This window comes from Dechloromonas agitata is5 (genome assembly GCF_000519045.1).
Taxonomy (GTDB): Bacteria; Pseudomonadota; Gammaproteobacteria; order Burkholderiales; family Rhodocyclaceae; genus Azonexus; species Azonexus agitatus.
Genome location: NZ_KI912532.1, coordinates 1,236,404 through 1,259,985, shown reverse-complemented (window position 1 = coordinate 1,259,985; position 23,582 = coordinate 1,236,404). Strand labels below are relative to the sequence as shown.

At 65.0% G+C, this 23,582-nt stretch carries 23 protein-coding genes; 9 read left to right on the top strand and 14 right to left on the bottom strand.

Annotation, left to right across the window (positions count from 1 at the left end):
* Positions 1-39 precede the first annotated feature (39 nt).
* Genes K420_RS0106230 through hemW form a run of 5 tightly spaced genes read left to right on the top strand, consistent with a single transcriptional unit; the run spans position 40 to position 4,460 of the window.
* Positions 40-987, top strand: coding sequence for a serine/threonine protein kinase (locus K420_RS0106230; RefSeq protein WP_027457321.1), 948 nt, complete (start codon positions 40-42; stop codon positions 985-987).
* Positions 984-1,901 (top strand): PP2C family protein-serine/threonine phosphatase, encoded by a 918-nt coding sequence (locus K420_RS0106225; protein ID WP_027457320.1) that lies wholly within the window; start codon positions 984-986, stop codon positions 1,899-1,901. Before K420_RS0106230 ends, K420_RS0106225 begins: the two co-directional genes overlap by 4 nt.
* An 8-nt stretch (positions 1,902-1,909) precedes the next feature.
* Positions 1,910-2,626: a ribonuclease PH gene (gene rph / locus K420_RS0106220; protein WP_027457319.1), complete on the top strand. Its 717-nt coding sequence runs from the start codon at positions 1,910-1,912 to the stop codon at positions 2,624-2,626.
* Positions 2,620-3,210 carry an RdgB/HAM1 family non-canonical purine NTP pyrophosphatase gene (gene rdgB / locus K420_RS0106215; protein WP_035855425.1) on the top strand — a complete coding sequence of 197 codons (591 nt, stop codon included), beginning with the start codon at positions 2,620-2,622 and terminating at the stop codon, positions 3,208-3,210. The genes rph and rdgB overlap by 7 nt, the downstream gene beginning before the upstream one ends.
* Positions 3,211-3,257: 47 nt before the next feature.
* Positions 3,258-4,460, top strand: coding sequence for a radical SAM family heme chaperone HemW (gene hemW / locus K420_RS0106210; protein WP_232422825.1), 1,203 nt, complete (start codon positions 3,258-3,260; stop codon positions 4,458-4,460).
* Between the two features lie 10 nt (positions 4,461-4,470).
* Here hemW and K420_RS0106205 read toward each other — a convergent pair whose 3' ends face one another.
* Positions 4,471-4,878: a YidB family protein gene (locus tag K420_RS0106205; protein ID WP_027457316.1), complete on the bottom strand. Its 408-nt coding sequence runs from the start codon at positions 4,876-4,878 to the stop codon at positions 4,471-4,473.
* Between the two features lie 69 nt (positions 4,879-4,947).
* Positions 4,948-5,613: an OmpA family protein gene (locus K420_RS0106200; RefSeq protein WP_027457315.1), complete on the bottom strand. Its 666-nt coding sequence runs from the start codon at positions 5,611-5,613 to the stop codon at positions 4,948-4,950.
* A gap of 155 nt (positions 5,614-5,768) precedes the next feature.
* On the opposite strand from K420_RS0106200, the gene K420_RS18270 reads away from it, so the two are divergent.
* Complete coding sequence (locus tag K420_RS18270; RefSeq protein WP_051452977.1) at positions 5,769-6,182, top strand: hypothetical protein; 414 nt, start codon at positions 5,769-5,771, stop codon at positions 6,180-6,182.
* Here K420_RS18270 and K420_RS0106190 read toward each other — a convergent pair.
* From K420_RS0106190 to K420_RS19635, 3 genes are all read right to left on the bottom strand, one after another.
* On the bottom strand, positions 6,158-6,541 hold the full coding sequence (locus tag K420_RS0106190; RefSeq protein WP_027457314.1) for a YchJ family protein: 384 nt from the start codon (positions 6,539-6,541) through the stop codon (positions 6,158-6,160). The two genes, K420_RS18270 and K420_RS0106190, sit on opposite strands and share 25 nt — an antisense overlap.
* Positions 6,538-7,500, bottom strand: a complete 963-nt coding sequence (locus K420_RS0106185) for a recombination-associated protein RdgC (protein WP_027457313.1) — start codon at positions 7,498-7,500, stop codon at positions 6,538-6,540. Before K420_RS0106185 ends, K420_RS0106190 begins: the two co-directional genes overlap by 4 nt.
* Before the next feature lie 66 nt (positions 7,501-7,566).
* The gene (locus tag K420_RS19635) at positions 7,567-7,989 is read right to left on the bottom strand and encodes a bacteriohemerythrin (RefSeq protein ID WP_051452976.1); all 423 of its coding nucleotides are present in this window, start codon (positions 7,987-7,989) and stop codon (positions 7,567-7,569) included.
* A gap of 85 nt (positions 7,990-8,074) precedes the next feature.
* Between K420_RS19635 and K420_RS19630 the strand changes: the two genes are divergently transcribed.
* Complete coding sequence (locus K420_RS19630; RefSeq protein WP_051452975.1) at positions 8,075-10,804, top strand: EAL domain-containing protein; 2,730 nt, start codon at positions 8,075-8,077, stop codon at positions 10,802-10,804.
* Here the strand turns inward: K420_RS19630 and trmB are convergent.
* The 9 genes from trmB to K420_RS0106130 all read right to left on the bottom strand — a co-directional run bounded on the left by trmB (position 10,791) and on the right by K420_RS0106130 (position 18,590).
* Positions 10,791-11,585 carry a tRNA (guanosine(46)-N7)-methyltransferase TrmB gene (gene trmB, locus K420_RS0106170; protein ID WP_027457312.1) on the bottom strand — a complete coding sequence of 265 codons (795 nt, stop codon included), beginning with the start codon at positions 11,583-11,585 and terminating at the stop codon, positions 10,791-10,793. The two genes, K420_RS19630 and trmB, sit on opposite strands and share 14 nt — an antisense overlap.
* On the bottom strand, positions 11,582-12,364 hold the full coding sequence (locus K420_RS0106165; RefSeq protein ID WP_027457311.1) for a thiazole synthase: 783 nt from the start codon (positions 12,362-12,364) through the stop codon (positions 11,582-11,584). Before K420_RS0106165 ends, trmB begins: the two co-directional genes overlap by 4 nt.
* Before the next feature lie 95 nt (positions 12,365-12,459).
* The gene (gene thiS / locus K420_RS0106160; protein ID WP_027457310.1) at positions 12,460-12,663 is read right to left on the bottom strand and encodes a sulfur carrier protein ThiS; all 204 of its coding nucleotides are present in this window, start codon (positions 12,661-12,663) and stop codon (positions 12,460-12,462) included.
* 4 nt (positions 12,664-12,667) lie between these two features.
* Positions 12,668-13,432 carry an SDR family oxidoreductase gene (locus tag K420_RS0106155; RefSeq protein ID WP_027457309.1) on the bottom strand — a complete coding sequence of 255 codons (765 nt, stop codon included), beginning with the start codon at positions 13,430-13,432 and terminating at the stop codon, positions 12,668-12,670.
* Between the two features lie 6 nt (positions 13,433-13,438).
* Positions 13,439-14,083 carry a thiol:disulfide interchange protein DsbA/DsbL gene (locus tag K420_RS0106150; RefSeq protein ID WP_027457308.1) on the bottom strand — a complete coding sequence of 215 codons (645 nt, stop codon included), beginning with the start codon at positions 14,081-14,083 and terminating at the stop codon, positions 13,439-13,441.
* Between the two features lie 9 nt (positions 14,084-14,092).
* Positions 14,093-14,707 (bottom strand): SPOR domain-containing protein, encoded by a 615-nt coding sequence (locus tag K420_RS0106145; protein ID WP_232422738.1) that lies wholly within the window; start codon positions 14,705-14,707, stop codon positions 14,093-14,095.
* A 21-nt stretch (positions 14,708-14,728) separates the two neighbouring features.
* Positions 14,729-16,492 (bottom strand): arginine--tRNA ligase, encoded by a 1,764-nt coding sequence (gene argS / locus K420_RS0106140; protein WP_027457306.1) that lies wholly within the window; start codon positions 16,490-16,492, stop codon positions 14,729-14,731.
* Between the two features lie 52 nt (positions 16,493-16,544).
* Positions 16,545-17,045: a DNA-deoxyinosine glycosylase gene (locus tag K420_RS0106135; protein ID WP_027457305.1), complete on the bottom strand. Its 501-nt coding sequence runs from the start codon at positions 17,043-17,045 to the stop codon at positions 16,545-16,547.
* Between the two features lie 12 nt (positions 17,046-17,057).
* Positions 17,058-18,590 (bottom strand): GGDEF domain-containing protein, encoded by a 1,533-nt coding sequence (locus K420_RS0106130; protein ID WP_027457304.1) that lies wholly within the window; start codon positions 18,588-18,590, stop codon positions 17,058-17,060.
* A gap of 176 nt (positions 18,591-18,766) precedes the next feature.
* Here K420_RS0106130 and ubiB point away from each other — a divergent pair, with 176 nt between their 5' ends.
* On the top strand, positions 18,767-20,284 hold the full coding sequence (gene ubiB / locus K420_RS0106125) for a ubiquinone biosynthesis regulatory protein kinase UbiB (protein ID WP_027457303.1): 1,518 nt from the start codon (positions 18,767-18,769) through the stop codon (positions 20,282-20,284).
* 6 nt (positions 20,285-20,290) lie between these two features.
* A complete protein-coding gene (locus tag K420_RS0106120; protein WP_027457302.1) occupies positions 20,291-23,566 on the top strand; it encodes a DEAD/DEAH box helicase in 3,276 nt (1,091 codons plus the stop codon).
* Positions 23,567-23,582: the final 16 nt, after the last annotated feature.

Sequence of the window (23,582 nt, the reverse complement as noted above, 5' to 3'; positions counted from 1 at the left end):
CCCGAAAATGCCTGAAATTGCATCATAACCGCGAGCTCCATGGCGCAACAAGCCAATCAGCCGTTACCCAACGGTCACCAACTTGAGGAATACACGATAGACCGCCAGCTCTCGCTTGGCGGTTTTTCCATCGTGTACCTGGCGACCGATCCCGAGGGGCGGCAAGTCGCCATCAAGGAGTACCTGCCGAACAGCCTGGCCCTGCGTAGCCGCGGGGAAATCAAGCCAGTCATCACGTCCGACCACCTCGGTGCCTTTCGCTATGGCATGAAGTGCTTCTTCGAGGAAGGCCGGGCACTGGCCCGCTTGTCGCACCCGAACGTAATCCGCGTGCTGAACTTCTTCCGAGCCAACGACACGGTTTACATGGTCATGGAGTACGAACATGGCCGTACGCTTCAGGAGTTCATCCAGAAGCACCAGGGGCACATTTCCGAACGCTTCATTCGCGGCGTCTTCACCCGCATGCTGAATGGCCTGCGCGAGGTGCATTCCAACAAACTGCTGCACCTCGACCTGAAGCCGTCGAACATCTATCTGCGCAGCGACAACACGCCGGTGCTGATCGACTTCGGCGCCGCTCGCCAAACGCTGGTCAACGATCAACCCATGCTCAAGCCGATGTACACCCCGGGCTTCGCCTCGCCGGAACATTACGGCACGCGCAGGGATCTGGGGCCGTGGAGCGACATCTACAGCGTCGGGGCCTCGATGTATGCCTGCCTGGCCGGTAGCGCGCCGCAAGCCGCCGACGCCCGGCTGAAGAAGGATACGCTGTCGCCGGCCATGATGCGCTGGGATGGCCAGTATTCCGACCGCCTGCTCGAAATCATCGACTGGTGCCTCAACCTCAATCATCTCTACCGGCCGCAGAGCGTCTTTGCGCTGCAGAAGGCGCTAGTTGAGACCGTCACGCCGCCCAGTCCGAAAGCAGCTCCGAACTGGCTGGGTCGCTTCGTCGAAAAATTCAGGAATCCGATCCGATGAGATTCACCATCTACCAGGAAAGCCGCGTCGGCGGCCGCGCCAACAACGAAGACCGGACGACTTACTGCTACTCGCGCGACGCGCTGCTGATGGTCGTCGCCGATGGCATGGGCGGCCACCATTACGGCGAGATCGCCGCGCAGATCGCCGTCCAGACGCTGGCCGATTCCTTCCAGCGCGAGGCCCGGCCGCTGCTCGCCGATCCCTTCCGCTTCCTGCAGAAGGGCATGACCAACGCTCACCACGCCATCCTCGACTACACCGCCCGCCATGCCCTGCGCGACACGCCTCGCACCACCTGCGTCGCCTGCATCGTCCAGGACAACGTCGCCTACTGGGCGCACGCCGGTGATTCGCGCCTCTTCCTGATGCGCGACGGCAAGGTCATCGCGCAGACCAAGGATCATTCACGCATCCGCCTGCTGGTCGAGGAAGGCATGATCTCCGAGGCGCAGGCCGCCTTCCACCCGGATCGCAACAAGATCTACAGCTGCCTGGGCAGCCCGACACCGCCCGAGATCGAGTTCTCGCGCAAAACACCTCTTAATCATGGCGACATCCTGCTGCTCTGCTCGGACGGCCTGTGGGGGGAGATTTCCGGCGACATGATGGCGGTGGCACTGAAAGGCACCAACCTGCTGCAGGCCGTGCCGATGATCCTCAACCAGGCCGACGTCAAGGGCGGTCCGCATCGCGACAACCTGTCGGTGGTTGCCGTGCGCTGGGAGGATGCCTACGTCGAGGAAGCGAGCAGCGCCATCTCGACGCAGACCATGAGCCAGGACGAAGTGACGACCCGCCTTGAGGAATTCGGCCGCAACCCGACTTACAAGAGCGAGCTCAGCGATGACGAGATCGAAAAGGCGATCGACGAAATCCGCTCCGCCATCGAGAAATACAACCCGAAGAAATAAGGAAACCCATGCGTCCCAGCCAGCGCCAGCCGGATCAGCTCCGCACCGTCCAGATCACCCGCAACTTCACCCGCCACGCCGAAGGCTCGGTCCTGATCGAGATGGGCGATACCCACGTGCTGTGCACCGCCTCGGTCGAGGAAAACGTGCCGCCCTTCCTGCGCGGCAAGGGCCAGGGCTGGGTGACGGCCGAATACGGCATGCTGCCGCGTTCGACCCACACACGGAGCGCCCGCGAGGCGGCGAAGGGTAAGCAGACCGGCCGTACCCAGGAAATCCAGCGTCTGATCGGCCGCAGCCTGCGTGCCGTGACCGACCTCAAGGCCCTCGGCGAACGCCAGATCACCCTCGACTGCGACGTGCTGCAGGCTGACGGCGGCACCCGTTGCGCCTCGATCACCGGCGCCTGGATCGCCCTCTACGAAGCCTGCGACAAGCTGGTACAGGCCGGCAAGCTGCCGGCCAACCCGGTCAAGGACCATGTCGCGGCGATTTCCGTCGGCATCTTCGAAGGGAGCCCGGTGCTCGACCTCGACTACCCGGAAGATTCGAACTGCGACACCGACATGAACGTCATCATGACCGGCCAGGGCGGCATCGTCGAAGTGCAGGGCACGGCCGAAGGCGAACCCTTCACCCGCGAACAGATGAACGTGCTGATGGACCTCGCCACCCTGGGCATCCGCCAGCTGGTCGCCGCCCAGGAAAGCGCGCTGGCATCATGAAAAAACTCGTTCTCGCCTCCAACAACGCCAAGAAGATGAAGGAGCTGAACGCGCTGCTGGCGCCGCTCGGCTTCGAAGTGATCCCGCAGGGCCAACTGGGCATTCCGGAAGCCGAGGAACCGCACTGCACTTTCGTCGAAAACGCCCTGGCCAAGGCCCGCCACGCGGCGCAGCACAGCGGCCTGCCGGCACTGGCCGACGACTCCGGCCTCTGCGTCGAGGCACTGCATGGCGCTCCCGGCGTGCTGTCGGCCCGCTATGCCGGCGATCCGAAGTCGGACGCCCGCAATAACGAGAAACTGCTCACCCACCTGAAGGGGCACACCAACCGCAAGGCCCATTTCTATTGCGTCCTGGTGCTGGTACGTGCCGCCAACGACCCGCAACCGATCATCGCCGAGGGTGAATGGCCAGGTGAAATCCTGCCGGAGCAGCAGGGGGAAGGTGGCTTCGGCTACGACCCGCTGTTCTTCGTGCCGGAATTTGGCCAGACCGCTGCCGAAATGGATGCCGAGACCAAGAACCAGGTGTCGCATCGTGGCCGGGCGATGCAGAAATTGATCGAACGGTTGCCGACCCTGTAGGTCTATCGGCACTTCCCTTGCTGCACGGGCGGGACCACCGCCTCTCCATCACCATGGCCAGAACCATTCCGATCTTCCCCGCCAGCCCGGCAGCACCGAGCGCCGAACTGGAATTCCGCGTTTCTCCGCCGCTCGCGCTCTACGTCCATGTGCCATGGTGCGTGCAGAAGTGCCCCTACTGCGACTTCAACTCGCATGAGGCCGGCGAGACGATTCCCGAGCGCGCCTACGTAGACGCCCTGATTGCCGACCTGCAATCGGCCCTGCCCTTGATCTGGGGCCGGCCGGTGGTCAGCGTCTTCTTTGGCGGCGGCACGCCCAGCCTGCTGTCGCCAGCCGCCATCGACGAACTGCTCGCCGCCTTCCGCGCCCTGGCCATGCTGGCGCCGGATGCCGAAATCACCCTGGAAGCCAACCCCGGAACGGTCGAGGCCGGGAAATTCGCCGGCTTCCGCGCCGCCGGCGTGAACCGCCTGTCGCTCGGCATCCAGAGCTTCAACGATGCGCATCTGCAAGCCCTCGGCCGCATCCACGATGCCGAGGAGGCGAAGCGCGCCGCCCGACTGGCCAGCCAGCATTTCGACACCTTCAACCTCGACCTGATGTACGGCCTGCCCGGCCAGACGCAGGCGCAAGCACTGGCCGACATCGAAACGGCACTGAGCCTCTCCCCGACGCACCTCTCCTGCTATCAACTGACGCTGGAGCCGAATACCCGTTTTGCTGCCTTCCCACCGGAACTGCCCGAAGGCGACGTCTGCGCCGACATGCAGGAGGCCATCGAGGCCCGCCTCGCCGTCGCCGGTTTCAGCAATTACGAAACCTCGGCCTTCGCGCTGCCCAACCGGCAGTGCAAGCACAACCTGAACTACTGGTTCTTCGGCGACTACCTCGGCATCGGTGCCGGCGCCCATTCGAAGCTGACCCTGCACGACCGCGTGCTCCGCCAGATGCGCCACAAGCACCCCAAGGCCTATCTCGATAACATCCGCAGTGGCAACGCGGTTCAGGAGCACAACGAAGTCGCTCCGGCCAGCCTGCCCTTCGAGTTCCTGATGAATGCTCTGCGCCTGGCCGACGGCTTTCACCCCTCGCTGTTCGAGGCGCGCACCGCGCAGCCGCTCGGCCGCATCCTGCCGCAACTGAAGGCCGCCGAAGCCGCAGGCCTGCTCGCGGTCGGCCCGGAAAAGATTGCGCCGACCGCGAAGGGCCGGCGCTTCCTGAACGTGCTGCTCGAAAAATTCCTCTAACCCGCCCGGCCTAACCGAACAAACCGCCCTTCTTCAGCAGATCCATTCCTTGGGCCAGCAGGTCGCCACCTTGCGGCAACTGGCCGTTCGGCGTCAGTTGGTCGACGACCTGCGGCAGCAGGTCAGCCAGGCTGCCCGCCACCTGGTCGGGAGACAACCCCAGTTGGGCCGCCATGCCCTGCAAGGGCCCACTGCCCAGCACGGAAGCCAGTTGCTGACCTGAAACGGGCAGGTTCTGGCCAGTGGACACCCAGGAATTGACGATCTCGGCCAAACCGCCCTGCTGGAAGGATTGCACCAATCCGGCCAGACCGCCCGGCTGATTCTGGATCAACTGCATCACGGCTTCGAGCAGGCCCGTGCCGCCAGGGGTATTGCCTGCCGTCAGCGAACCGACGACGGAATCGAGAAGTCCCATGTTCATGTCCTCCGGAAGTCAGAGCCTGCGATGCGACAGCATGACGGCCCCGTGAAATAGGGCAACGGTTCAGCGCGACGCTTCGGCGACGAAAATCTCGACGCGCCGGTTCTTCGCCTTGCCCGCCGCCGTGGCGTTGTCGGCAATCGGCTCGCGCGCGCCACGCCCGTCAATGGCGATGCGGTTGCTGGCCACGCCGCGCGACACCAGGTAATCGCGGGTCGCCGCCGCCCGATTGACCGACAGCGGATTATTCACCGCATCGCTGCCGACATTGTCGGTGTGGCCGACGATGCGCACGGTGGTGACCGGATTCTGGTTCAGGGTCGTGGCGAAGCGGTCGAGTACGGCATGCAGCGCCGGCTTGATGTCGTAGCGGCCGGAATCGAAGGACAGGTCGCTCGGGATATCCAGCTTGAGCTGGTTGTCGGCCGTCTGCGTGACGCCGATGCCGGTGCCCTGCGTTGCCTGCTCCATGGCAGCCTTCTGCTCCTGCATGTGGCGCGACCACAGGTAGCCACCGCCCGCCCCCAGCGCCGCACCGATCGCCGCGCCAGTGGCTGCACTCTTCGTCTTGTTGCCGCCGGCCGTCACCCCGCCGAGCAGGGCGCCGGCCACGGCGCCGACCGCCGCACCGGTCGCTGTCGTGCGCTGTGTTTCGTCCATATTGGCGCAACCGGCCATCTGGCTGGCCAGGAAAAGGGCGGCTAGCAGGCCGCTGATAGCTTGCTTCATGTCGATCTCCATTGCTCGGGATTACTGTTTCAGCCTAGGCCAGCCGGAGAGCCAGCGCAAGGCGCGGGAGCCACCGATCCGGCTGGCCAACGGTATGATGCACACTTTCCCCGGCGGTTCCCGCCCGACATCAGCCAAGCTCCCCTCGCCTGCCCATGACTGCCCTGTTCCGTCTTCTCGCCCTGCTCCTCGGCACCGCCATGACCCTGGCGCCGGCTGTCCTGCTCCTGTTCAGCCATGGCTCGGGCCAACTGCCGAGCGGTGACCGGCTGTTCAATCTGCTTGCCCCGCTACTGGTCATTGGCCTGGCTTTCGGGCTGGGCCCGCTGCTTATCGCCCTGCCCCGACTGGTCGCCGGCCAGCGCAACCCGGGTGCCCGCCTGGCCGCCGCACTCCTGCTGCTGCTTTCGGCCGGCGGCCTGGTGCTGTTCGGAATGGGCGGCATGGCCAGCCTGCTGCCAGCCGTGCTCGGACTGCTGGCCGAGGGCCTGCTGTTCGCGGTCTTTGTCTGGCCGGCGCGATCCTTCAGCACGCCGCCGGGCGATCAGGACAACTCGCCGTCGATGTAGAACCAACGGCCATCTTCGCGCACGAAACGGCTCAGTTCGTGCAGGCGATGGCCACGCCCGGCGATCCGGTAGCGGGCGACGAATTCGACCGTTGCCTGGTCTTCGCCCTGCACCGCGTGCCGCTTCACTTCCAGGCCCAGCCACTTGCTGTCGTCAGCCGCCAGGTCGAGTTCGCTTGGCCGCGTTGAAGGGTGCCAGGTAGCCAGCAAGTACGTCGCCAGTTTGAGGACGTAGGCGCTGTAGCGCGAGCGCATCAGCGCCTCGGCACTGGCGGCAGGCCGCTCCCCGGCATGCAACGGCCGGCAGCAGAGGGCGTAGCACTGGCCGCTGCCGCAGGGGCACGGTTCGCCGGGCTTCATGCCTCCCAGGGCGGCACTGCACCGCCACCCGGCTGCGCCGGGCTGGCCGCCGCCTCGACCTTTTCGCCACCGAGGGCTTCGATCAGCACCGGCAGGAAGCGGGTCAGCTCGCCGGTCATCAGCGCAAAATCGGCATCGAACTGCTCGTCGGCATGTTCGGCGTTCTTCTCGGCCTCCTCCTTGAGCAGGTCGAGGAAGGCAAGGCGCTTGACCTCCATCTTCTCGCCGAGCACGAAGGAAATCCGGTCGTCCCAGGTCAGGGCCAGCTTGGTCGGCAGTTTGCCGGCCGCAAGATGGGCCTTGATCTCGGCATGCACCTCGTCGCCCAGCGGGTGGCGGACATAGCGGACGGCCGACTTCTCCTCGCCAACCGCTTTCAGCTCGCAGTCGCGGTCGATGGTGAAACCGTGCGGGGCCTCGCCGCCGGCCAGCCAGTCGGCCATCGCCGACTGCGGCGACAACTGGGTGTGCAAGGGCTGGAGCGGGAAATCGTCGAGGCAGAAGCGCAGGTGTTCGATGACCTCCTCAGCCTTGCCCTGGCTGCCGGCATCGACCACGAACCAGCCGTTCTGCGGGTCGATCCAGACAAAGGTCGTGCGCTTCCTGGTGAAGGCGCGCGGCATCAATTCCTCGGTGACGCGTTCCTTGAGTTCGCGGAGCGCCTTGCGGCCCGGCGCGTAGCCCTGTTCCTCGGTCAGCTTCTCGGCCCGCTCGCGGACTTCGTCGTTGACCACCGACGAGGGCAGCAGGCGCTGCTCGACCGCCAGCGCGATCAGCCACTGGCGATTGTTGGCGTAAATCAGCCCCGCATCCTTGCGCGGCGAAACCCAGCCGCGCGAAATCGGCTCATGGCTGGCGCAGCGGGCGAAGGTGCCGCGATTGAGTTGCTCGTCGAGCTTGGCGAGGTCGATGACCCACGGCGTGGGCAGGCGATAGATCTGGAGATTCTTGAACCACATGGGATTGTTCCGGGATTGTTCTGGTGCGAGCGGGGCGCCGTACCCGGCGCCGAAAGGGGGTGTAGTTTAGCGCGTCGACGCGAGCCGATCAGCAGCTGCGTGCTGGTTCAGTGCCAGGACCAGACGGCGGTCGCTGACCAGGATATGTTCGCGCAGCCACTGGGTCAGATACTCGGCCAGGCGGGCGACGGTCTCGGCCGGGCAGCTCCGGGCCTGTTCGCGGACAGCCGCCATCTGCGCGATGAAATGGCGATGTTCGTCGCGGTGCGCGGCGAGCCATTCGGGTTGGTGCAGACTGCGCATCAGGCTTTCTTCGGTGCTGAAGTGGAACAGGACATAGGCGTCGAGCCGGCGCAACACATCGGCCAGGAGCGGGCCATCTCCGGCCACAGCACCATCCAGCTCATTGAGCAGGTTGATCAGCTCCTCATGCTGACCATCGATGACACGGTGCCCCAACAGCAGGTCCGGTCCCCAGGTAATACGCATGCATCCCCCTTCGATTCAGACATAAATCATAGCTGCAATATCGAAATTGCGTTAACTTGGAGAAATCCCATTTGTCCCAAAGCGCATGTCAACTCTCCAGAACCCCGACAAGGATGCCCTCCTGCGCTTCCGGCGCCATGTCGCCTGGGCCTTGATGGCGTTCCTCGTCGCCCTGACGGTACTCGCCTTGCGCAATGTGAGCGAGCGCAACGGAACGCTGGAGAGTGCCCGGAATTTCCGGCTCTGGGCGACGGCCAGCGAGGATATCAGCCGGCTGGTGCATGAACTGCAACGCGAACGGGGCATGTCGAGCGGCTACATCGCTTCGGGTGGCAAGAGTTTCAGCCATGCCCTGGCCGACCAGCGCGCCCGCACCGACAGTGCGTGGGCAGCGCTCGCGCCGCAGCTCGACCAATTGCCCCTGGCCGAACGGCATTTCGAGCGGATCAGCCAGTCGCTGGCCGGTCTGCCGATACTGCGTGGACAGATCCAGGCGATGCAGTTCTCACGGGAGTATGTCGTCGACAGCTACACGCAGCTGATCGAACAACTGTTCGACCTGCAACTGGCAAGCTTCGGCAGCACGACGGACTCCGGCCTGATGCGGCAGCAGATCGCCTTCATGCTCTTCGTCCAAAGCAAGGAAAGGAGCGGCCTGGAACGTGCCCTGATCGCCAGCATGCTGGCCGACGGCAATTTCAGTGCCGGACGCATTGCCCTCTGGCAGAGCATTCGCGCTGTCGAAGCCGCCCACCTGGCCTCCTTCCGCCAACTGGCCGACCCCACCTCGGTGCACGCCCTGGATGAGATCGAGCATGCGCCGGACAGCCAGCCGCTCACCCGCATCCGTCAGCAGGTGCAGGCCCGGGGTCTGCGGGCGACGAGTGACGGCCTGGTGGACAGCACCAGCCTACCCCCGGTCGAGCGCTGGTTCGCCCTGTCAAGCAGCCGCATCGACGCGATGAAGGCCCTCGAGGACGCGCTGAGCCGGAAGATTCTCGACAGCGCCCGGCAGCAGGAGGAAGTGGCGCGGGAATCCTTTTTCCTGACCTTCTGCCTGGCTCTGCTCGCCTTCACGCTGGCCCTGCTGCTGGCACTCCAGATGCGGCGCAGCCGGCAGGTGGCCGACTGGCACCTGAACCTGGCCGAGTCGGTGATCGCGAACAGCGTCGAGGCGATCATGGTGACCGACACCCGCTCGCACATCATCGACGTCAATCCGGCCTTCGAGAGAATCACCGGTTTCAGCCGGGCCGAGGCACTTGGCCAGACGCCGCGCCTCCTGCGCTCGGGCCGTCACGACAGCACGTTCTACGAAACCCTCTGGCAGCGCCTGACCAGCGAAGGCGCCTGGCAGGGCGATATCTGGAACCGGCGCAAGAACGGTGAAATTTTCCCCGGCCTGCTCTCCATCGCCGCCGTGCGTGACCAGCATGGCGAGGTAGTCAATTACACCGGCATGCTCTTCGATCTCAGCCAGCAGCAGCGCGTCGCCCGCCTGATCGACGAACTGCGCACCTTCGACGGCCTGACCGGCCTGCCCAACCGGGAAGCCTGGCTGTCGGCCGTCAGCCAGACGGTGGCCAACGCCCAGCGCAGCGGCAGCCACATTGGCATCGTCGAATTCGACATCGACCGCTTCAAGCTGCTCAACGACACGCTGGGCCATGCCGTGGGCGACCAGGTCCTGATCGAGTTGGCCGACCGCATCAAGAACGCGCTGCGCCGCCACGACATCGTCGCCCGGGCCAGCGGCAACCGCTTCTCCATCCTGCTCACCGAAATCGCCGCCCCGCAGGACATCGGGATCATCTGCGAAAAGCTGATGGGCGTCATGGCGCGCCCATTCGAACTCGGCGGCAGTTCAACCCACCTGACGGCGAGCATGGGCGCCGCGATCTTCCCCGAGGACGGTGACAGCGCCAAGACGCTGATGATGGCGGCCGAATCGGCCCTCTACAGCGCCAAGGCCGAAGGCCGGGCCTCGTACAAGTTCTACGCCCGGGAAATGAACGAACTCGGCGCCCAGTTGTTCCGCATCGAGCGCATGCTGCGCCAGGCGCTGGCGGCGAATGAATTTTCGCTGGTTTATCAGCCGCAAATCGCCGCCGCCGATGGGCGCCTGATCGGCGTGGAAGTCCTGCTGCGCTGGCAGAATCCGGAGCTGGGCAATATCTCGCCGGTACAGTTCATCCCGATCGCCGAGGAAACCGGACTCATCGTTCCGATCGGGGAATGGGTGATGCGCCAGGCCTGCCGTCAGGCCAAGGCATGGCACACAGAGTTCGCTGCCGAATTGCCGGTGGCGGTGAACCTGTCGGCCCGCCAGTTCGGCCGCAACGACCTGCTCGCCTCGGTCTGGCAGATCCTGGAGGAAACCGGCCTGCCACCCCGCCTGCTCGAACTGGAAATCACCGAGGGGCTGCTTATCGCCGACCCGGCGGCCGCCGCCGACCTGATCCGCGGCCTGCATTTCGCCAGCATCAAGACGGCACTCGACGATTTCGGCACCGGCTACTCGTCGCTCTCCTACCTGAAGACCTTCCCACTCAACCGCCTGAAGATCGACCGCAGCTTCGTCCGCGACCTGCCCAACAACGCCAGCGACCGGGCCATCGCCAACACCATCATCACACTCGGCCACCAGTTGTCGATGGAAGTTCTGGCCGAAGGCGTGGAAACCGAGGCGCAGGCGCAATTCCTGCGCGACTCGGGCTGCCACGCCTTCCAGGGCTACCTGTTTGCCAAGCCGATGCCGGCCGAAGCCCTCACCGCAGCCATCCGGCGCGGCGAGTTCCGCCTCACCGTTTCGTGAAGACGATATCCCAGACGCCGTGGCCAAGACGCAGGCCGCGGTTCTCGAACTTGGTCAGCGGCCGGTAGTCGGGGCGCGGCGCGAAGCCGGCCAGGCCGGCCGCACTGTCAGTCTCCAGCGCCGCAGCGAGGGCCTCCGGCGTCGGCCCGGGGACGCTGTTCTGCAGGCTGGGCTCACGGCCCAGCACATCCAGCATCTGCAGCGCGTAGTTTTCCCAGTCGGTCGCGCAGTGGAAATACCCCCCCGGTTTCAGGCGCGAGGCAAGTAGCGCGACGAAGGGCGGCTGAATCAAGCGGCGCTTCTTGTGGCGCGTCTTGTGCCATGGATCGGGGAAGAAGACGTGGATGCCGGACAACGCGCCCTCCGGCAGCATGTCGCGTACCACCTCGACCGCGTCGTGGTTGCCGATCCGCAGGTTGGACAGGTTCTTCTCGGCGATCAGCTTGCACAGCGCGCCGACGCCGGGCACGTGCACTTCCAGCCCGAAGTAGTCGTTCTGCGGATTGGCCTCGGCGATACGCGCCGTCGTCTCGCCCATGCCGCAGCCAATTTCGAGAATTTTCGGATTGTCGCGGCCGAACACGGCATTCAGGTCGATGGGCGACGGCTGATAGGCGATGCCGATCTTCGGCATCATCTCGTCAAAATAGCGGTGCTGGGCGTCCGACATGCGACCGGCACGGCGCACGAAGCTCTTGATGTGACCGTGGCCTTCACGACCCTCGGTATAGACGCCATCCTCACGTTCGGCGTCGCTGTGAATCAGCGGGGCTTTGCTCATGAGCCGATCAATCCGGTGGTCGGCGACGAGGGGTCGGCCGAGTAGTATTTGCGGGCCATGCGGCCAGCCAGGAAGGCTTCGCGGCCGGCTTCGATGCCCTTCTTCATGGCCGAAGCCATCAGTACCGGATCCTTGGCGTGGGCGATGGCGGTGTTCATCAGCACGCCGTCGCAGCCGAGTTCCATCGCGATCGTCGCGTCCGACGCCGTACCAACACCGGCATCGACGATGATCGGCACCTGGGCATTGTCGATGATCAGGCGCAGGTTCCACGGATTGACGATGCCCATGCCGGAACCGATCAGTGAAGCGAGCGGCATGACGGCGACGCAGCCGATGTCTTCCAGCATCTTGCACTGGATGGGGTCATCGGCGCAGTAGACCATGACCTGGAAACCGTCCTTGACCAAGGTCTCCGCCGCCTTCAGGGTTTCCGGCATGTTGGGGAACAGGTTGGTCGGGTCGCCCAGCACTTCCAGCTTGCACAACGGGTGACCGTCGAGCAGTTCGCGCGCCAGGCGCAGGGTACGCACGGCATCGTCGGCGGTATAGCAGCCGGCGGTATTGGGCAGGATGGTGAACTGCGACGGCGGGATGGCGTCGAGCAGGCTGGGCTGGCTGGCATCCTGGCCAATGTTCACGCGACGCACCGCGACGGTGACGATCTCGGCCCCCGAGGCGTCGATGGCGGCGCGCGTTTCGGCGAAATCCTTGTACTTGCCGGTGCCGACCAGCAAACGGGAACGGTAGGTTTTTCCGGCTAAGGTCAGTTGATGCATGTGTGATCCAGTCATGGGTTGTCAGTTACCAGTCATTAGCAATCCGCCGCGGGTTGCCTGGCCTTTGCCCCCAACCCGCGCCCCGCAACGAACAACTAGCCCCCCCCAACGGCGACGACGATTTCAAGCTGGTCGCCGCTCGCCAGTTCAGTGTTGGCGTGCTGGCTTTTCGGCACGATTTCACCATTGCGTTCGACGGCTATGCGCTTACCGGCGTAGCCGAGTTGTTCGATCAGGCCGGCAACGGTCAGCGGGGCGGAAAACTGGCGGCTTTCGCCATTGATCTTGAGGGTAAGCATGCGGCTATTTTAGCAAGCCGCGCGGCTTCCTCGGCGCGCCGGTGAACAGGCGGTCGTACAGCCAGTTGGGCAGCAGGCGCAGGACCTTGGCGACGACGCCCATCGGCCAGGGAATGACGGTGTAGGAAGTGCCACGCTCGATGGCCTTGGCAAAGCGCGTGGCAGCTTTGTCGACCGGCAGCAGGAAAGGCATCTTGTACGGATTGATCGCCGTCATCGGCGTCTCGATATAGCCCGGTGCGATGGTGACCACCGGCATACCGTAAGGCCGCATTTCCAGGCGCAGGCTTTCGAGGTAGGCGATGGCGGCTGCCTTGGAGGCGGAATAAGCCTCGGCCCCGGGCAGGCCGCGAATGCCGGCAACCGAAGCGATGCCGACCAGCCGGCGCCCGCCGCCAGCCGCCCGCATCGCCGGGATGAACGGGGCGAACGTGGCCGCCATGCCGTAAACGTTGGTATCCATCACCCGCTTGAAAACGGCAAGGTCCTCCTCGCATTCGGTCAGTGTGCCAGCCGACACGCCGGCGTTGGCGATGACGATGTGCGGCGCACCGAAACGCTGCATGAAGTCGGTCGCCGCATCATGCAGGGCCGACGCATCGGTCACGTCGAGCGGGTAGCAGGCATGGCCACCGCCCAAGCGGGCATTGAGGCCATGCAGGAAATCGGCCCGCCGCGCCACGAGGCCCAGCGTCGCACCCTGTGCGGCGTAGTAAACGGCAAGCGCCTCGCCGATACCCGACGAGGCGCCCGTGATGAAGACCTTCAAGGGTAATTACTTCTTGGCCGAACCCTTGCCCGCCTTCTCGCTGCGCGCCTTGGCGATCAGGCTGTCGGCGATGGCCAGGGTGTCGTTGAAATCCTTGCCACCGACCAGGAACTTGCCCTCGACCGCCAGGGCCGGCACGCCCTGGATCTTGTAGGCCTGCGCCATCTGGTCGCCGCGCTTGACCTTGCTCATCACGCCGAAGGAACTGAAGGTCTCGCTGAATTTCTTGGCATCGACGCCTTTCTTGACGACCCACTCGGTGAGCGCCTTTTCCTCGAACAGGTTTTGGCGCTCGACATGGATGGCCTTGAAAACGTCACTTTCCAGGCGCTGCAGATCGCCGGTGATTTCCAGCGTGTAGTACAGCTTCGCGATATTGGCCCAGGCGGCGCGGCCGAAGGTGATCGGAACCTTCTTGATCACGACATCGCCCGGCAGCTTGGCGGCCCAAGCGTGCAGCAACGGATTGAAGTCGGCACAGTGCGGGCAGCCGTAGCTGAAGAACTCGAGCACTTCGATCTTGCTGGCATCCTCGGTCGGCTGGGCCGGGCTGATCGGTGTGTAGGGGGCGTTCTGCGCGAAGGCGGGCATGGCAAAAGCCGCCCCCAGAGCGAAAGCGGCGGCAACGAAACTGCGGCGATCAAACTTCATTCACGACTCCTATTTGGCAAGCTGGGCTTCGATGCCGGATTTGGCAAGCTCGGCACGCACTTTGTTCAATTCATCGATCTTCGTGTAGGGACCGACACGAACGCGGTAGAAGGTCTTGTCCTGGATCATCACCTGCTGGACGACCGCCTCCACCCCCATAAACGCCAGTTTGGCCTTTTGGTTGTCAGCATCCTGCGCCGTGCTGAAGGAACCCGCCTGCAGGAAGAGCGGCGTCTTCGATTCCTTGACCTCTTCCTTCTTCTCTTCCTTTTTGTCTTCCTTCTTCGCCTCGGCCGGCTTTTCGTCGGGTTTCGGCGCCTTGTCCGGCACCGCGTCAGCCTTGCCCGGCAGGATGTCGTAGAACTGGAAACGCTTCTCCGGCACCGGGTCACCCGGCTTGCCCGGCAGGGCCAGCGGCTGGCCGGGCTGGGCAGTCGGCTGGCCGTTCTTGCCATTCGTTTCGGTGCGCGGCGGCGCCTTGTCCACGAAAGGCAGCGGTGACTTGTTGAGATACCAGACCACCCCGGCCGCCAGGCCGACGCCGAGGACGAGGCCGATGAACATGCCGATCAGCGTGCCACCACCGGATTTCTTCTTCGCCGGCTGGCTCTTGCGGGGTTTCATGTCGCGACTCATGGGGTTTCCTTACATCGATTCCGGGCAGCTGACGCCGAGGATGGCCATGCCGTTGCGGATGGTCTGGCGCACCGCGGCGGCCAGAGCGACGCGAGCATCGCGCAGCGCGGCATCGTCGACCAGCATGCGTTCGGCGTTGTACCAGCCGTGGAACTCGCCGGCCAGGTCCTTCAGGTAGAAGGCGATCATGTGCGGCGCCAGGTCGCGGGCCGCCGTTTCGATCACTTCACGGAACTGGGCCAACTGGTTGGCGATGGCCAGCTCGCGCGGATTGCTGAGCAGGGCCAGATCGGCCTCGGCCAGCGCCGACAGGTCGCCGGCCCACTGGTTGATCACCGAGCAGACGCGGGCATGGGCGTACTGGATGTAATAGACCGGGTTCTCGTTGGTCTGGCTCTTTGCCAGATCAAGGTCGAAATCGAGGTGCTGGTCGGACTTGCGCAGCGCATAGAAGAAACGGCAGGCGTCGTTGCCGACCTCACGGCGCAGTTCGCGCAGCGTGACGAATTCGCCGGAGCGGGTGGACATCGAGGCCTTCTGGCCGTTGCGGTAGAGTACGGCGAACTGGACCAGGGCGACGTGCAGCTTGTCGCTGTCGAGGTCGAGTGCCTTGATCGCCCCCGTAACGCGCGGGATGTAGCCGTGGTGGTCGGCGCCCCAGATGTTGATGACCTTGTCGAAACCGCGCTCGAACTTGTTCAGGTGGTAGGCGATGTCGGACGCGAAGTAGGTGTAGAGGCCGTTCTCGCGCTGGACGACGCGGTCCTTCTCGTCGCCGAAGGCGGTGGATTTGAACCACTTGGCGCCGTTCTGCAGGTAGATGTGGCCCTTCTCCTCGAGCAGGGCGACGCAGCGGGCGACCAGCCCGGTGTCGTAGAGCGACTTTTCGGAATACCAGACCTCGAATTCGACGCCGAATTCCTTGAGGTCGTCGCGGCAGTCCTCGAGCTGTTCGTTGAGCGCATGCTGATGCACGTAGTGCCAGTCGCCGCCGAGCAGTTCCTTGGCCTTGGCGATCAGCGCGTCGAGATGCAGTTCGCGTTGCTGTTTGGCTTCGTCGTCGGCGCGGCCGGCTTCCGGCAAGCCCGGCGTGCCGGCAACTACGTCGGCGGCGGCACGGACGAACTTGGCGCCATGGGCGACCGTCATCTGCTTGGCCATTTCGCGCACGTAGTCACCCTGGTAGGCGTTGGGCGGGAATTGCACGGTCTGACCATGCTGGTCGAGATAGCGCAGCCAGGTCGACAGGCCGAGGATGTCCATCTGCCGTCCAGCGTCATTGACGTAATACTCGCGGGTCACGTCCCAGCCGGCGAAGGAGAGCAAGCTGGACAGCGAAGCGCCGTAGGCCGCGCCGCGGCCATGGCCGACGTGCAGCGGGCCGGTCGGGTTGGCCGAGACGAACTCGACCTGCACCTTCTGCTGGCCGCCGGCCGTCGAGCGGCCGAAAGCCGCGCCTTCGGTCAGCACGGCGCGTACGACATTGATCTTGGCCCGAGCATCAAGGGTGAAATTGATGAAGCCGGCACCGGCCACTTCCGCCTTGGCAACCAAAATCGAAACCGGCAGCTCGGCCAGCAACTGATTGGCGATTTCGCGCGGATTTTTCTTCAGCGCCTTGGCCAGTTGCATGGCCAGGTTGGTCGACCAGTCGCCATGCGTCGGGTCACGCGGACGCTCAAGCTGGATGGGGGTTTCGGTTGCGGTCGGAGCAACGCTGGCCAGGGCCTGTTGCAACAAGGTGGTCAGCTGGGATTTGACGTCGTGGGCCATTGATTCGCGGCTAAAAAAGGCAAAACGGCGATTATACGCTGCCGTTGCCTCTTTATTTGGCAACGATCACCGACCAGGCCGCCAGCTTTTCGGCATAGCCGCGCGCGGCATGGGCCGGGCTGGTCGATGGCAGGCGGTGTAGTTCGCGCGGCACCCCGTCCAGCCTGGGCAGGACGTGCCGGCGAAAGAGGTTTTCCGCGGCCGTGCCGTTGAAGAAAATCTGCTCGATGCCCGGATGCTCGGCGAAGAAATGCCGGAAATTGTTGGCCTGCACGCTCTCCCGGACGATGGCGGCATCCAGGCTACCGCGGCGCTCGCAATCGGCCACCACGTCCCACAAGGCGATGCCGGCCGCCGTCAGGCGCGCCAGGCGTGCCGGATAAGGCAGGGCCGGCCCCGCGCCGAGCAGGTCGCCCATGATGCGCCAGAAGGCGTTGCGCGGATGGGCGTAATACTGGCCGGCGCTGAGCGACGCCTCGCCCGGCATGCTGCCCAGGATGAGCCGCCGCGCATCGGGCGCCGCCACGGGCGGGAAACTCCGGATCGTCACCATCGACCGGCCGGATCAGCCGCCGAATACCCGGTTCTTGCCCGCCCGCTTGGCCAGGTACATGGCCTGGTCGGCCCGCCGCAGCGCATCGCCGCTTCCTTCATCCAGCCCGACCTGGGCGACACCGGCGCTGAAAGTGATGAGCACCCGCTCGTTGCCTGACAGGTAGATCGCCTTGGTCAGCTCGCGCTGCAGGCGGGTGATCACCTCGACCCCTTCGTCGAGCGTGGTGTCCGGCATCAGGATGACGAATTCCTCGCCGCCGTAGCGGGCCAACGTGTCGCTCGGCCGGATGTGGCGACGCGCCACGTTGGCCAGATGAATCAGGGCGCCGTCACCGGCCTCATGGCCCAGGCTGTCGTTGAGGCGCTTGAAATTGTCGATATCGAGCATGCTCACCGTCAGCGCTGCCGCCTTGCGTCGCATGCTCGACATTTCCCGCAGCAGCGCCTCGTCGAGCCCCTTGCGGTTCAGGGCATCGGTCAATGGGTCGTGGCGCGCCTGCGCGCTGGCGTTGTCGAGCTCCTTGTGCAACTGGATCAGCTCGGCCTCGGTGGTCTCGACCCGCTGGCGCAGCGACTGCAACTGTTCGCGGGAATGGGCCGACTCCTCGGCCATGGCGTGCGTTGCCGCCATGACGCCGGACAACAGGGGCCTGAGTTCTTCCGGCGAGGTGACGCGCTCCAGTTCCCGGGCGGTTTCCTCGATGCACGCCTCAAACGTGCTGCTCGACTGGCTCATGGCAGCCAGGCTGTCGATGAAGGTGGTCAGCATGCTGCGCATTTCCTGCTGCGCCTCGACCGAGCGCGCCCGGGCGCAACCCTGCTTGTCGAGCACGTCGCGCATCCGCCGCTCCATCTCGTCGAGATGGCGCAGGGTCAGGGGCGGCGTCACGCAGGCCAGCAAGCCGTCGATCTGCCCCTTCAACCACTGGTCGTCGATGCTCAACTGGCCAATGTTCTCGATGATCAGGTGGAGCAGTTTGAGTAGCGATTCGCGGATTTCCAGCTGCTCCTCGACCGCCGAACGGACGTGGCAGAGCAATTGATCCAGCACGCCGCGCGCCAGGGAAGCCTCGACCGCCGGCTGTCTGAGCAGTGCCACCAGCTCGTCCGCCAAGGCCACGGCACGCGGGCTGTCGCTGCCGAAAAAAGGCCGCAGGCCGTCGATGACGCGGCCCAGGCTGCCGGCAAAATCGACCGGCAGCACGGCCAGCGGCACAGCCGGCACGGCGGCTTCGCCAAGCGACCGCTCGCTGCCGGCCCGGACGAAACCGTTCAGGGCATCGGTAACGCCCTGCCAGCTGCGCCGCGTAATGGCCTGGAGCAACGCATCGACCTCCTTCTTCTGCCCCTCGTTGCGCGGCACGAGTCCGTCGGCCAACTGGCGGAGCGGCCTGTCGGGAAAGGGCGGAATATCCGGCAGGCCGGCGATTTCGTTATAGCAGACCTGGAAATTGGCCGGCGTCGGCGGCAAATGCCGGATGGCCAGGCGCTTGAGCGCTTCCCGTGCGATATGGGTCGGATTTTTTGATTCGTTGGCGGACACGACGACGGCCCCGGGACGGAATAGTGGAGAGTACCAGCGGATTTCAGTAGGCCAGTTTATCCCATCGACCGCGGGAGCAGGCAGGCATCATCGATGCCGAACGCCAAATCGCGGGGCCGCAAGCCACGTCGGCATGTTAGGATGCTCGTTTGACTTTGCCGGCCTTTTACCGCCCCATGCGCCTCTTCCGTCTGCTCAAGATCGCCTCCGTCGCCAGCCGTTTCGGCCTCGACGAAATGGTGCTCGAACACGAGCCGAGCGGCCGCCTGGTGCGTCTGGCCAATGCCCTGCAGTTCTGGCGCAACCTGTCGGCGCCACGTGCCGAGCGCCTGCGCCTGGCCCTCGAATCGCTCGGCCCCATCTTCGTCAAGTTCGGCCAGGTGCTGTCCACCCGGCGCGACCTGATGCCGCCCGATATCGCCGACGAGCTGGCCCGCCTGCAGGATCGCGTCCCCCCCTTCGATTCGGCGCAGGCCCTCCGGGAAATCGAGCGGGCCTACGGCCGCCCGGCGCACGAAGTATTTGCCGAATTCGACCCGGTTCCGGTCGCTTCGGCCTCCATCGCCCAGGTCCATTTCGCCAAGCTGCGCGAGGAAGACGGCGGCCACGAGGTGGCGGTCAAGATCCTGCGCCCCAACATGCACGACGTGATCGAGCATGACCTGGCCCTGATGGACAGCCTGGCCCTACTGCTCGAAAAACTGTGGTCGGACGGCAAGCGCCTGAAGCCGCGCGAGGTGGTGGCCGAGTTCGCCAAGTACCTGCGCGACGAACTCGACCTGATGCGCGAGGCCGCCAATGCCTCGCAACTGCGCCGCAACTTCACGGATTCGAAGCTCCTCATCGTACCGGAAGTGCATTGGGATTTCTGCACGTCCACGGTCATGGTCATGGAGCGCATGAAAGGGGTGCCGATCTCGCAGATCGACCGTCTGCGCAGCGAAGGCATCGACCTCAAGAAGCTCTCGGAAGCCGGCGTCGAAATCTTCTTCACCCAGGTCTTCCGCGACGGCTTCTTCCATGCCGACATGCACCCCGGCAACATTTTCGTCGCCCCCGACGGCCGCTACATTGCACTCGATTTCGGCATCGTCGGCACACTGACCGATTCCGACAAGAACTACCTGGCGCAGAACTTCCTCGCCTTCTTCCGCCGCGACTACAAGCGCGTCGCCGAGGCGCATATCGAATCCGGCTGGGCCCCCAAGGATACCCGCGTCGATGAATTCGAAGCCGCCATCCGCGCTGTCTGCGAGCCCATCTTCGACCGGCCGCTGAAGGACATCTCGTTCGGCAAGGTGCTGCTCCGCCTGTTCCAGACCTCGCGCCGCTTCAATGTCGAAATCCAGCCGCAACTGGTCATGCTGCAGAAGACCCTGCTCAACATCGAGGGCCTCGGCCGCCAGCTCGACCCCGAACTCGATCTGTGGAAGACCGCCAAGCCCTTCCTCGAACGCTGGATGAGCGAGCAGATCGGCTGGCGCGGCCTGCTCAAGACCTTCAAGCAGGAAGCGCCCTACCTGGCGCGCACCATTCCGCAGCTACCGCGCCTGGTGCATCAGACACTGGCCACCCCGCGCCCCGATCTGCAGCCGCAACTCGCCGCCCTGATCGCCGCCCAGCGCCAGCAGAACCGCTGGCTGGCCATCATCGCCCTGCTGCTCGCCCTGCTCGTCGGCGCCCTGTTCGCCTGACCGACGATGGCCGTCACGCTCGCCACCTTCACCGAGGACGATGTCGCCGACTGGTTCGCCACCCGCGAGATCAACAAGGCGAAGCCCTACGTCGATCTGGTACGCGACCTGGAGATTCACGGCAACCAGCTGAGCGCCGTGGTTCCCGGCTCGGCGCCGCAGCCCTATGTCGTGCAGGCCTACCTGAGCCAGTCGCAGAGCGGCGAGACGATGGTCGTCAGCCGCTGCAGTTGCCCAGTCGGCCGCCAGTGCAAGCACGTCATCGCCGTGCTGCTGCGCGCCATCCAGGACCGCAACCCGACCGAGCGGGTGAGCAACAGCGTCCTGTCCTGGGTGGACGACCTGCGCCGCACCTCGCTGGCCGTGGCCAAGAAAAAGGCCCGGCCGGCCAGTGCCCGGCAGCAATTGTTCTACATCCTGAAATGGACACCGGACAAGCGCCAGTTCGGCATCGAGATCCGCAAGGGCAAGTACCCGGAAAGCGCCGAGGAATGGTGGAAGGTCGACCGTGCCCTGGTTACCCCGCCGCAGTTCGTCAATGAGGAAGACCTCGGCATCCTGCGCCTGATCTGGGCCGACCGCGGCCAGGAAACCCGGCTGCGCGCCTTCGCCCTCGGCCCGGCGCACGGCGCCGAGATCCTGCAGCGCATGGCCGCCAGCCACCGGCTTTATCCCGAAGACGACCTCGGCCTGCCCCTCGCCGCCGGCGCGACGCGTCCGGCCAGCATCGGCTGGCACATTGACGGCATGGGCTTCCAGCACCCCTACCTCAAGCCGGAGCCGTCGGCCGAACTGGTCATCGCGGTCGATCCGCCGTGGTACGTCGATCTGGCGGAAGGCGAAACCGGGCCGCTGGAAGTTGCCGGCAACCCGGACGTGGTCAATCGCCTGTTCTCCCTGCCGCCCCTGTCGGCCAAGGAAGCCGCCCTGGTCGCCGAGGCCCTCTCCGAACTGGCCCCCGACCTGCCCCTGCCCGGCAACGATGCCGGTGCCCGCCTGCGCCTGGTCGATGCACCACTGATCCCCATCCTCCAGCTGGAAACCCTGCACACCCACGGCCACCGGGCCTGGCGAGCCTACCCGCAGAATTTCGGCGGCGGCGAGTTCGATGTCGCCAAGGTCGTCTTTCGTTATGGCGATGCCGATATTCGGCCGGATCAGCGCAGCGAGTTCATCACCCTGCCGGAAGGCGAAACGGTGCGCCTCAAACGGCGCCCCGAGGCGGAAGAAGCGGCGCTGGCCGCTTTGGTCGAGAGCGGCCTGCAGAAAATCCCGAGCCACACCCTGCACACCTTCGGCAGCCCGCCGGAGGGCATCTACGGCCTGGCCGACGAGAGCCTGTGGGTGCCCTTCATGCAGGATGGCGCCCAGCGCCTGAAGGAAGCCGGCTGGCAAATCGAGTTCCCGGAGGATTTCCGCCACCACGTCATCGAGGTGGACAGCTGGGATGCCGAGCTCTACGAATCGGACAACGGCTGGTTCAACCTCGACATGGGCATCCTGGTCGAAGGCGAACGCCTGCCACTCGCCCCGCTGCTCGCCGAGTTGTTCCGCAGCGACCCGCGCTGGCTGGAAGCCAACGAACTGGAGCGCATCCCGGACGATGAAGGCATCGATCTGTACACGGCCCGCGGCAAGCGCCTGCGCGTCCCGGCTGGCCGCCTGAAACCACTCGCCGCCACGCTGATCGACCTGTTCGACGGCTTCTCCGGCGGCGACGTGCTGCGCCTGTCGCGCTTCGATGCGCCACGCCTGGCCGAACTGTCCGATGTCAGCCGCTGGCAGTTCCGCGGCCAGAGCGACATCATGGCACTGGCCGAACGCCTGCTCGCCGCGCAGGGCATTTCCGACATCGAGCCGCCGCAAGGCTTCCGCCTCGACTTGCGCCCCTACCAGCGCGAAGGTCTGGCCTGGCTGCAATTCCTCCGTGCCAACGACCTCTCCGGCATCCTGGCCGACGACATGGGCCTCGGCAAGACCGCCCAGACGCTCGCCCACCTGCTGCTCGAAAAGGAGGCCGGCCGCCTCGACAAGCCAGCCCTGGTCATCCTGCCCACCTCGCTGATCTTCAACTGGAAGAACGAGGCGGCCCGCTTCGCCCCCGACCTCAAGGTGCTGTCGCTGCACGGCCCGGAGCGGAAGAGCCGTTTTGCCGAGATCGCCGAGCACGACGTGGTGCTGACCACCTACCCGCTGCTCTGGCGCGATGCCGAGGACCTGATGCAGCACAGCTACCACCTGCTCATCCTCGACGAAGCGCAGACGGTGAAGAATGCGCAAAGCCAGAGCGCCGAAGCGGTGCGCAAGATGGACGCCCGCCACCGCCTGTGCCTGACCGGTACCCCGCTCGAAAACCACCTCGGTGAACTGTGGAGCCAGTTCGATTTCCTGCTTCCCGGTTTCCTCGGCACCAGCAAGCAATTCAACCGCCACTGGCGGACGCCGATCGAGAAGCAGGGCGACGTCGCCCGGCGCAGCCTGCTCGCCCGCCGCATCCGGCCCTTCATCCTGCGCCGCAAGAAGGAAGACGTGGCAACCGAACTGCCGCCGAAAACGGTCATCGTGCGCAGCGTCGAGCTCGAAGGCGCCCAGCGCGACCTCTACGAGACAGTACGCGCTGCGATGGACGCCAAGGTGCGCGACGAAATTGCCCGCATGGGCTTCGCGCGCAGCCAGATCGTCATTCTTGACGCGCTGCTCAAGCTGCGTCAGGTCTGCTGCGACCCGCGCCTGGTCAAGTCCGGTAGCGCCCGCAAGGTGCCGGAACGCGCCAAGCTCGATCTGCTGATGGCGATGCTGCCGGAACTGGTCGATGAAGGCCGGCGCGTCCTGCTCTTTTCGCAATTCACCAGCATGCTGTCCCTGATCGAACATGAACTGGACAAGGCCGGCCTGTCCTACGTCACGCTGACCGGCGACACCAACGACCGTGAGACGCCGATCCGCCGCTTCCAGGACGGCGAAGTGCCGATCTTCCTGATCAGTCTGAAGGCCGGTGGCGTCGGTCTCAACCTGACGGCGGCCGATACGGTGATCCACTACGATCCGTGGTGGAACCCGGCCGTCGAAAACCAGGCCACCGACCGCGCCCACCGCCTCGGTCAGGACAAGCCGGTGTTCGTCTACAAGCTGATCGTCTCGGGCAGCATCGAGGAAAAAATCCTCGCCCTGCAGGAACGCAAGGCGGAATTGGCCGCCGGCATCCTGTCCGAGGACCACCAGGTCGACGTCAAGTTTGGCAGCGATGACCTGGCCGCACTGTTCGAGCCCCTACCGGAGTGATCGCCGGCAGAAGCAT

Coding starts and splice junctions, on each gene's coding strand:
- K420_RS0106230 (WP_027457321.1), top strand. CDS start 40: ATGGCGCAACAAGCCAATCAGCCGTTACCCAACGGTCACCAACTTGAG.
- K420_RS0106225 (WP_027457320.1), top strand. CDS start 984: ATGAGATTCACCATCTACCAGGAAAGCCGCGTCGGCGGCCGCGCCAAC.
- rph (WP_027457319.1), top strand. CDS start 1,910: ATGCGTCCCAGCCAGCGCCAGCCGGATCAGCTCCGCACCGTCCAGATC.
- K420_RS0106205 (WP_027457316.1), bottom strand. CDS start 4,878: ATGGGACTTCTCGATTCCGTCGTCGGTTCGCTGACGGCAGGCAATACC.
- K420_RS0106200 (WP_027457315.1), bottom strand. CDS start 5,613: ATGAAGCAAGCTATCAGCGGCCTGCTAGCCGCCCTTTTCCTGGCCAGC.
- K420_RS18270 (WP_051452977.1), top strand. CDS start 5,769: ATGACTGCCCTGTTCCGTCTTCTCGCCCTGCTCCTCGGCACCGCCATG.
- K420_RS0106190 (WP_027457314.1), bottom strand. CDS start 6,541: ATGAAGCCCGGCGAACCGTGCCCCTGCGGCAGCGGCCAGTGCTACGCC.
- K420_RS0106185 (WP_027457313.1), bottom strand. CDS start 7,500: ATGTGGTTCAAGAATCTCCAGATCTATCGCCTGCCCACGCCGTGGGTC.
- K420_RS19635 (WP_051452976.1), bottom strand. CDS start 7,989: ATGCGTATTACCTGGGGACCGGACCTGCTGTTGGGGCACCGTGTCATC.
- K420_RS19630 (WP_051452975.1), top strand. CDS start 8,075: ATGTCAACTCTCCAGAACCCCGACAAGGATGCCCTCCTGCGCTTCCGG.
- trmB (WP_027457312.1), bottom strand. CDS start 11,585: ATGAGCAAAGCCCCGCTGATTCACAGCGACGCCGAACGTGAGGATGGC.
- K420_RS0106165 (WP_027457311.1), bottom strand. CDS start 12,364: ATGCATCAACTGACCTTAGCCGGAAAAACCTACCGTTCCCGTTTGCTG.
- thiS (WP_027457310.1), bottom strand. CDS start 12,663: ATGCTTACCCTCAAGATCAATGGCGAAAGCCGCCAGTTTTCCGCCCCG.
- K420_RS0106150 (WP_027457308.1), bottom strand. CDS start 14,083: ATGAAGTTTGATCGCCGCAGTTTCGTTGCCGCCGCTTTCGCTCTGGGG.
- K420_RS0106145 (WP_232422738.1), bottom strand. CDS start 14,707: ATGAAACCCCGCAAGAGCCAGCCGGCGAAGAAGAAATCCGGTGGTGGC.
- argS (WP_027457306.1), bottom strand. CDS start 16,492: ATGGCCCACGACGTCAAATCCCAGCTGACCACCTTGTTGCAACAGGCC.
- K420_RS0106135 (WP_027457305.1), bottom strand. CDS start 17,045: ATGGTGACGATCCGGAGTTTCCCGCCCGTGGCGGCGCCCGATGCGCGG.
- ubiB (WP_027457303.1), top strand. CDS start 18,767: ATGCGCCTCTTCCGTCTGCTCAAGATCGCCTCCGTCGCCAGCCGTTTC.
- K420_RS0106120 (WP_027457302.1), top strand. CDS start 20,291: ATGGCCGTCACGCTCGCCACCTTCACCGAGGACGATGTCGCCGACTGG.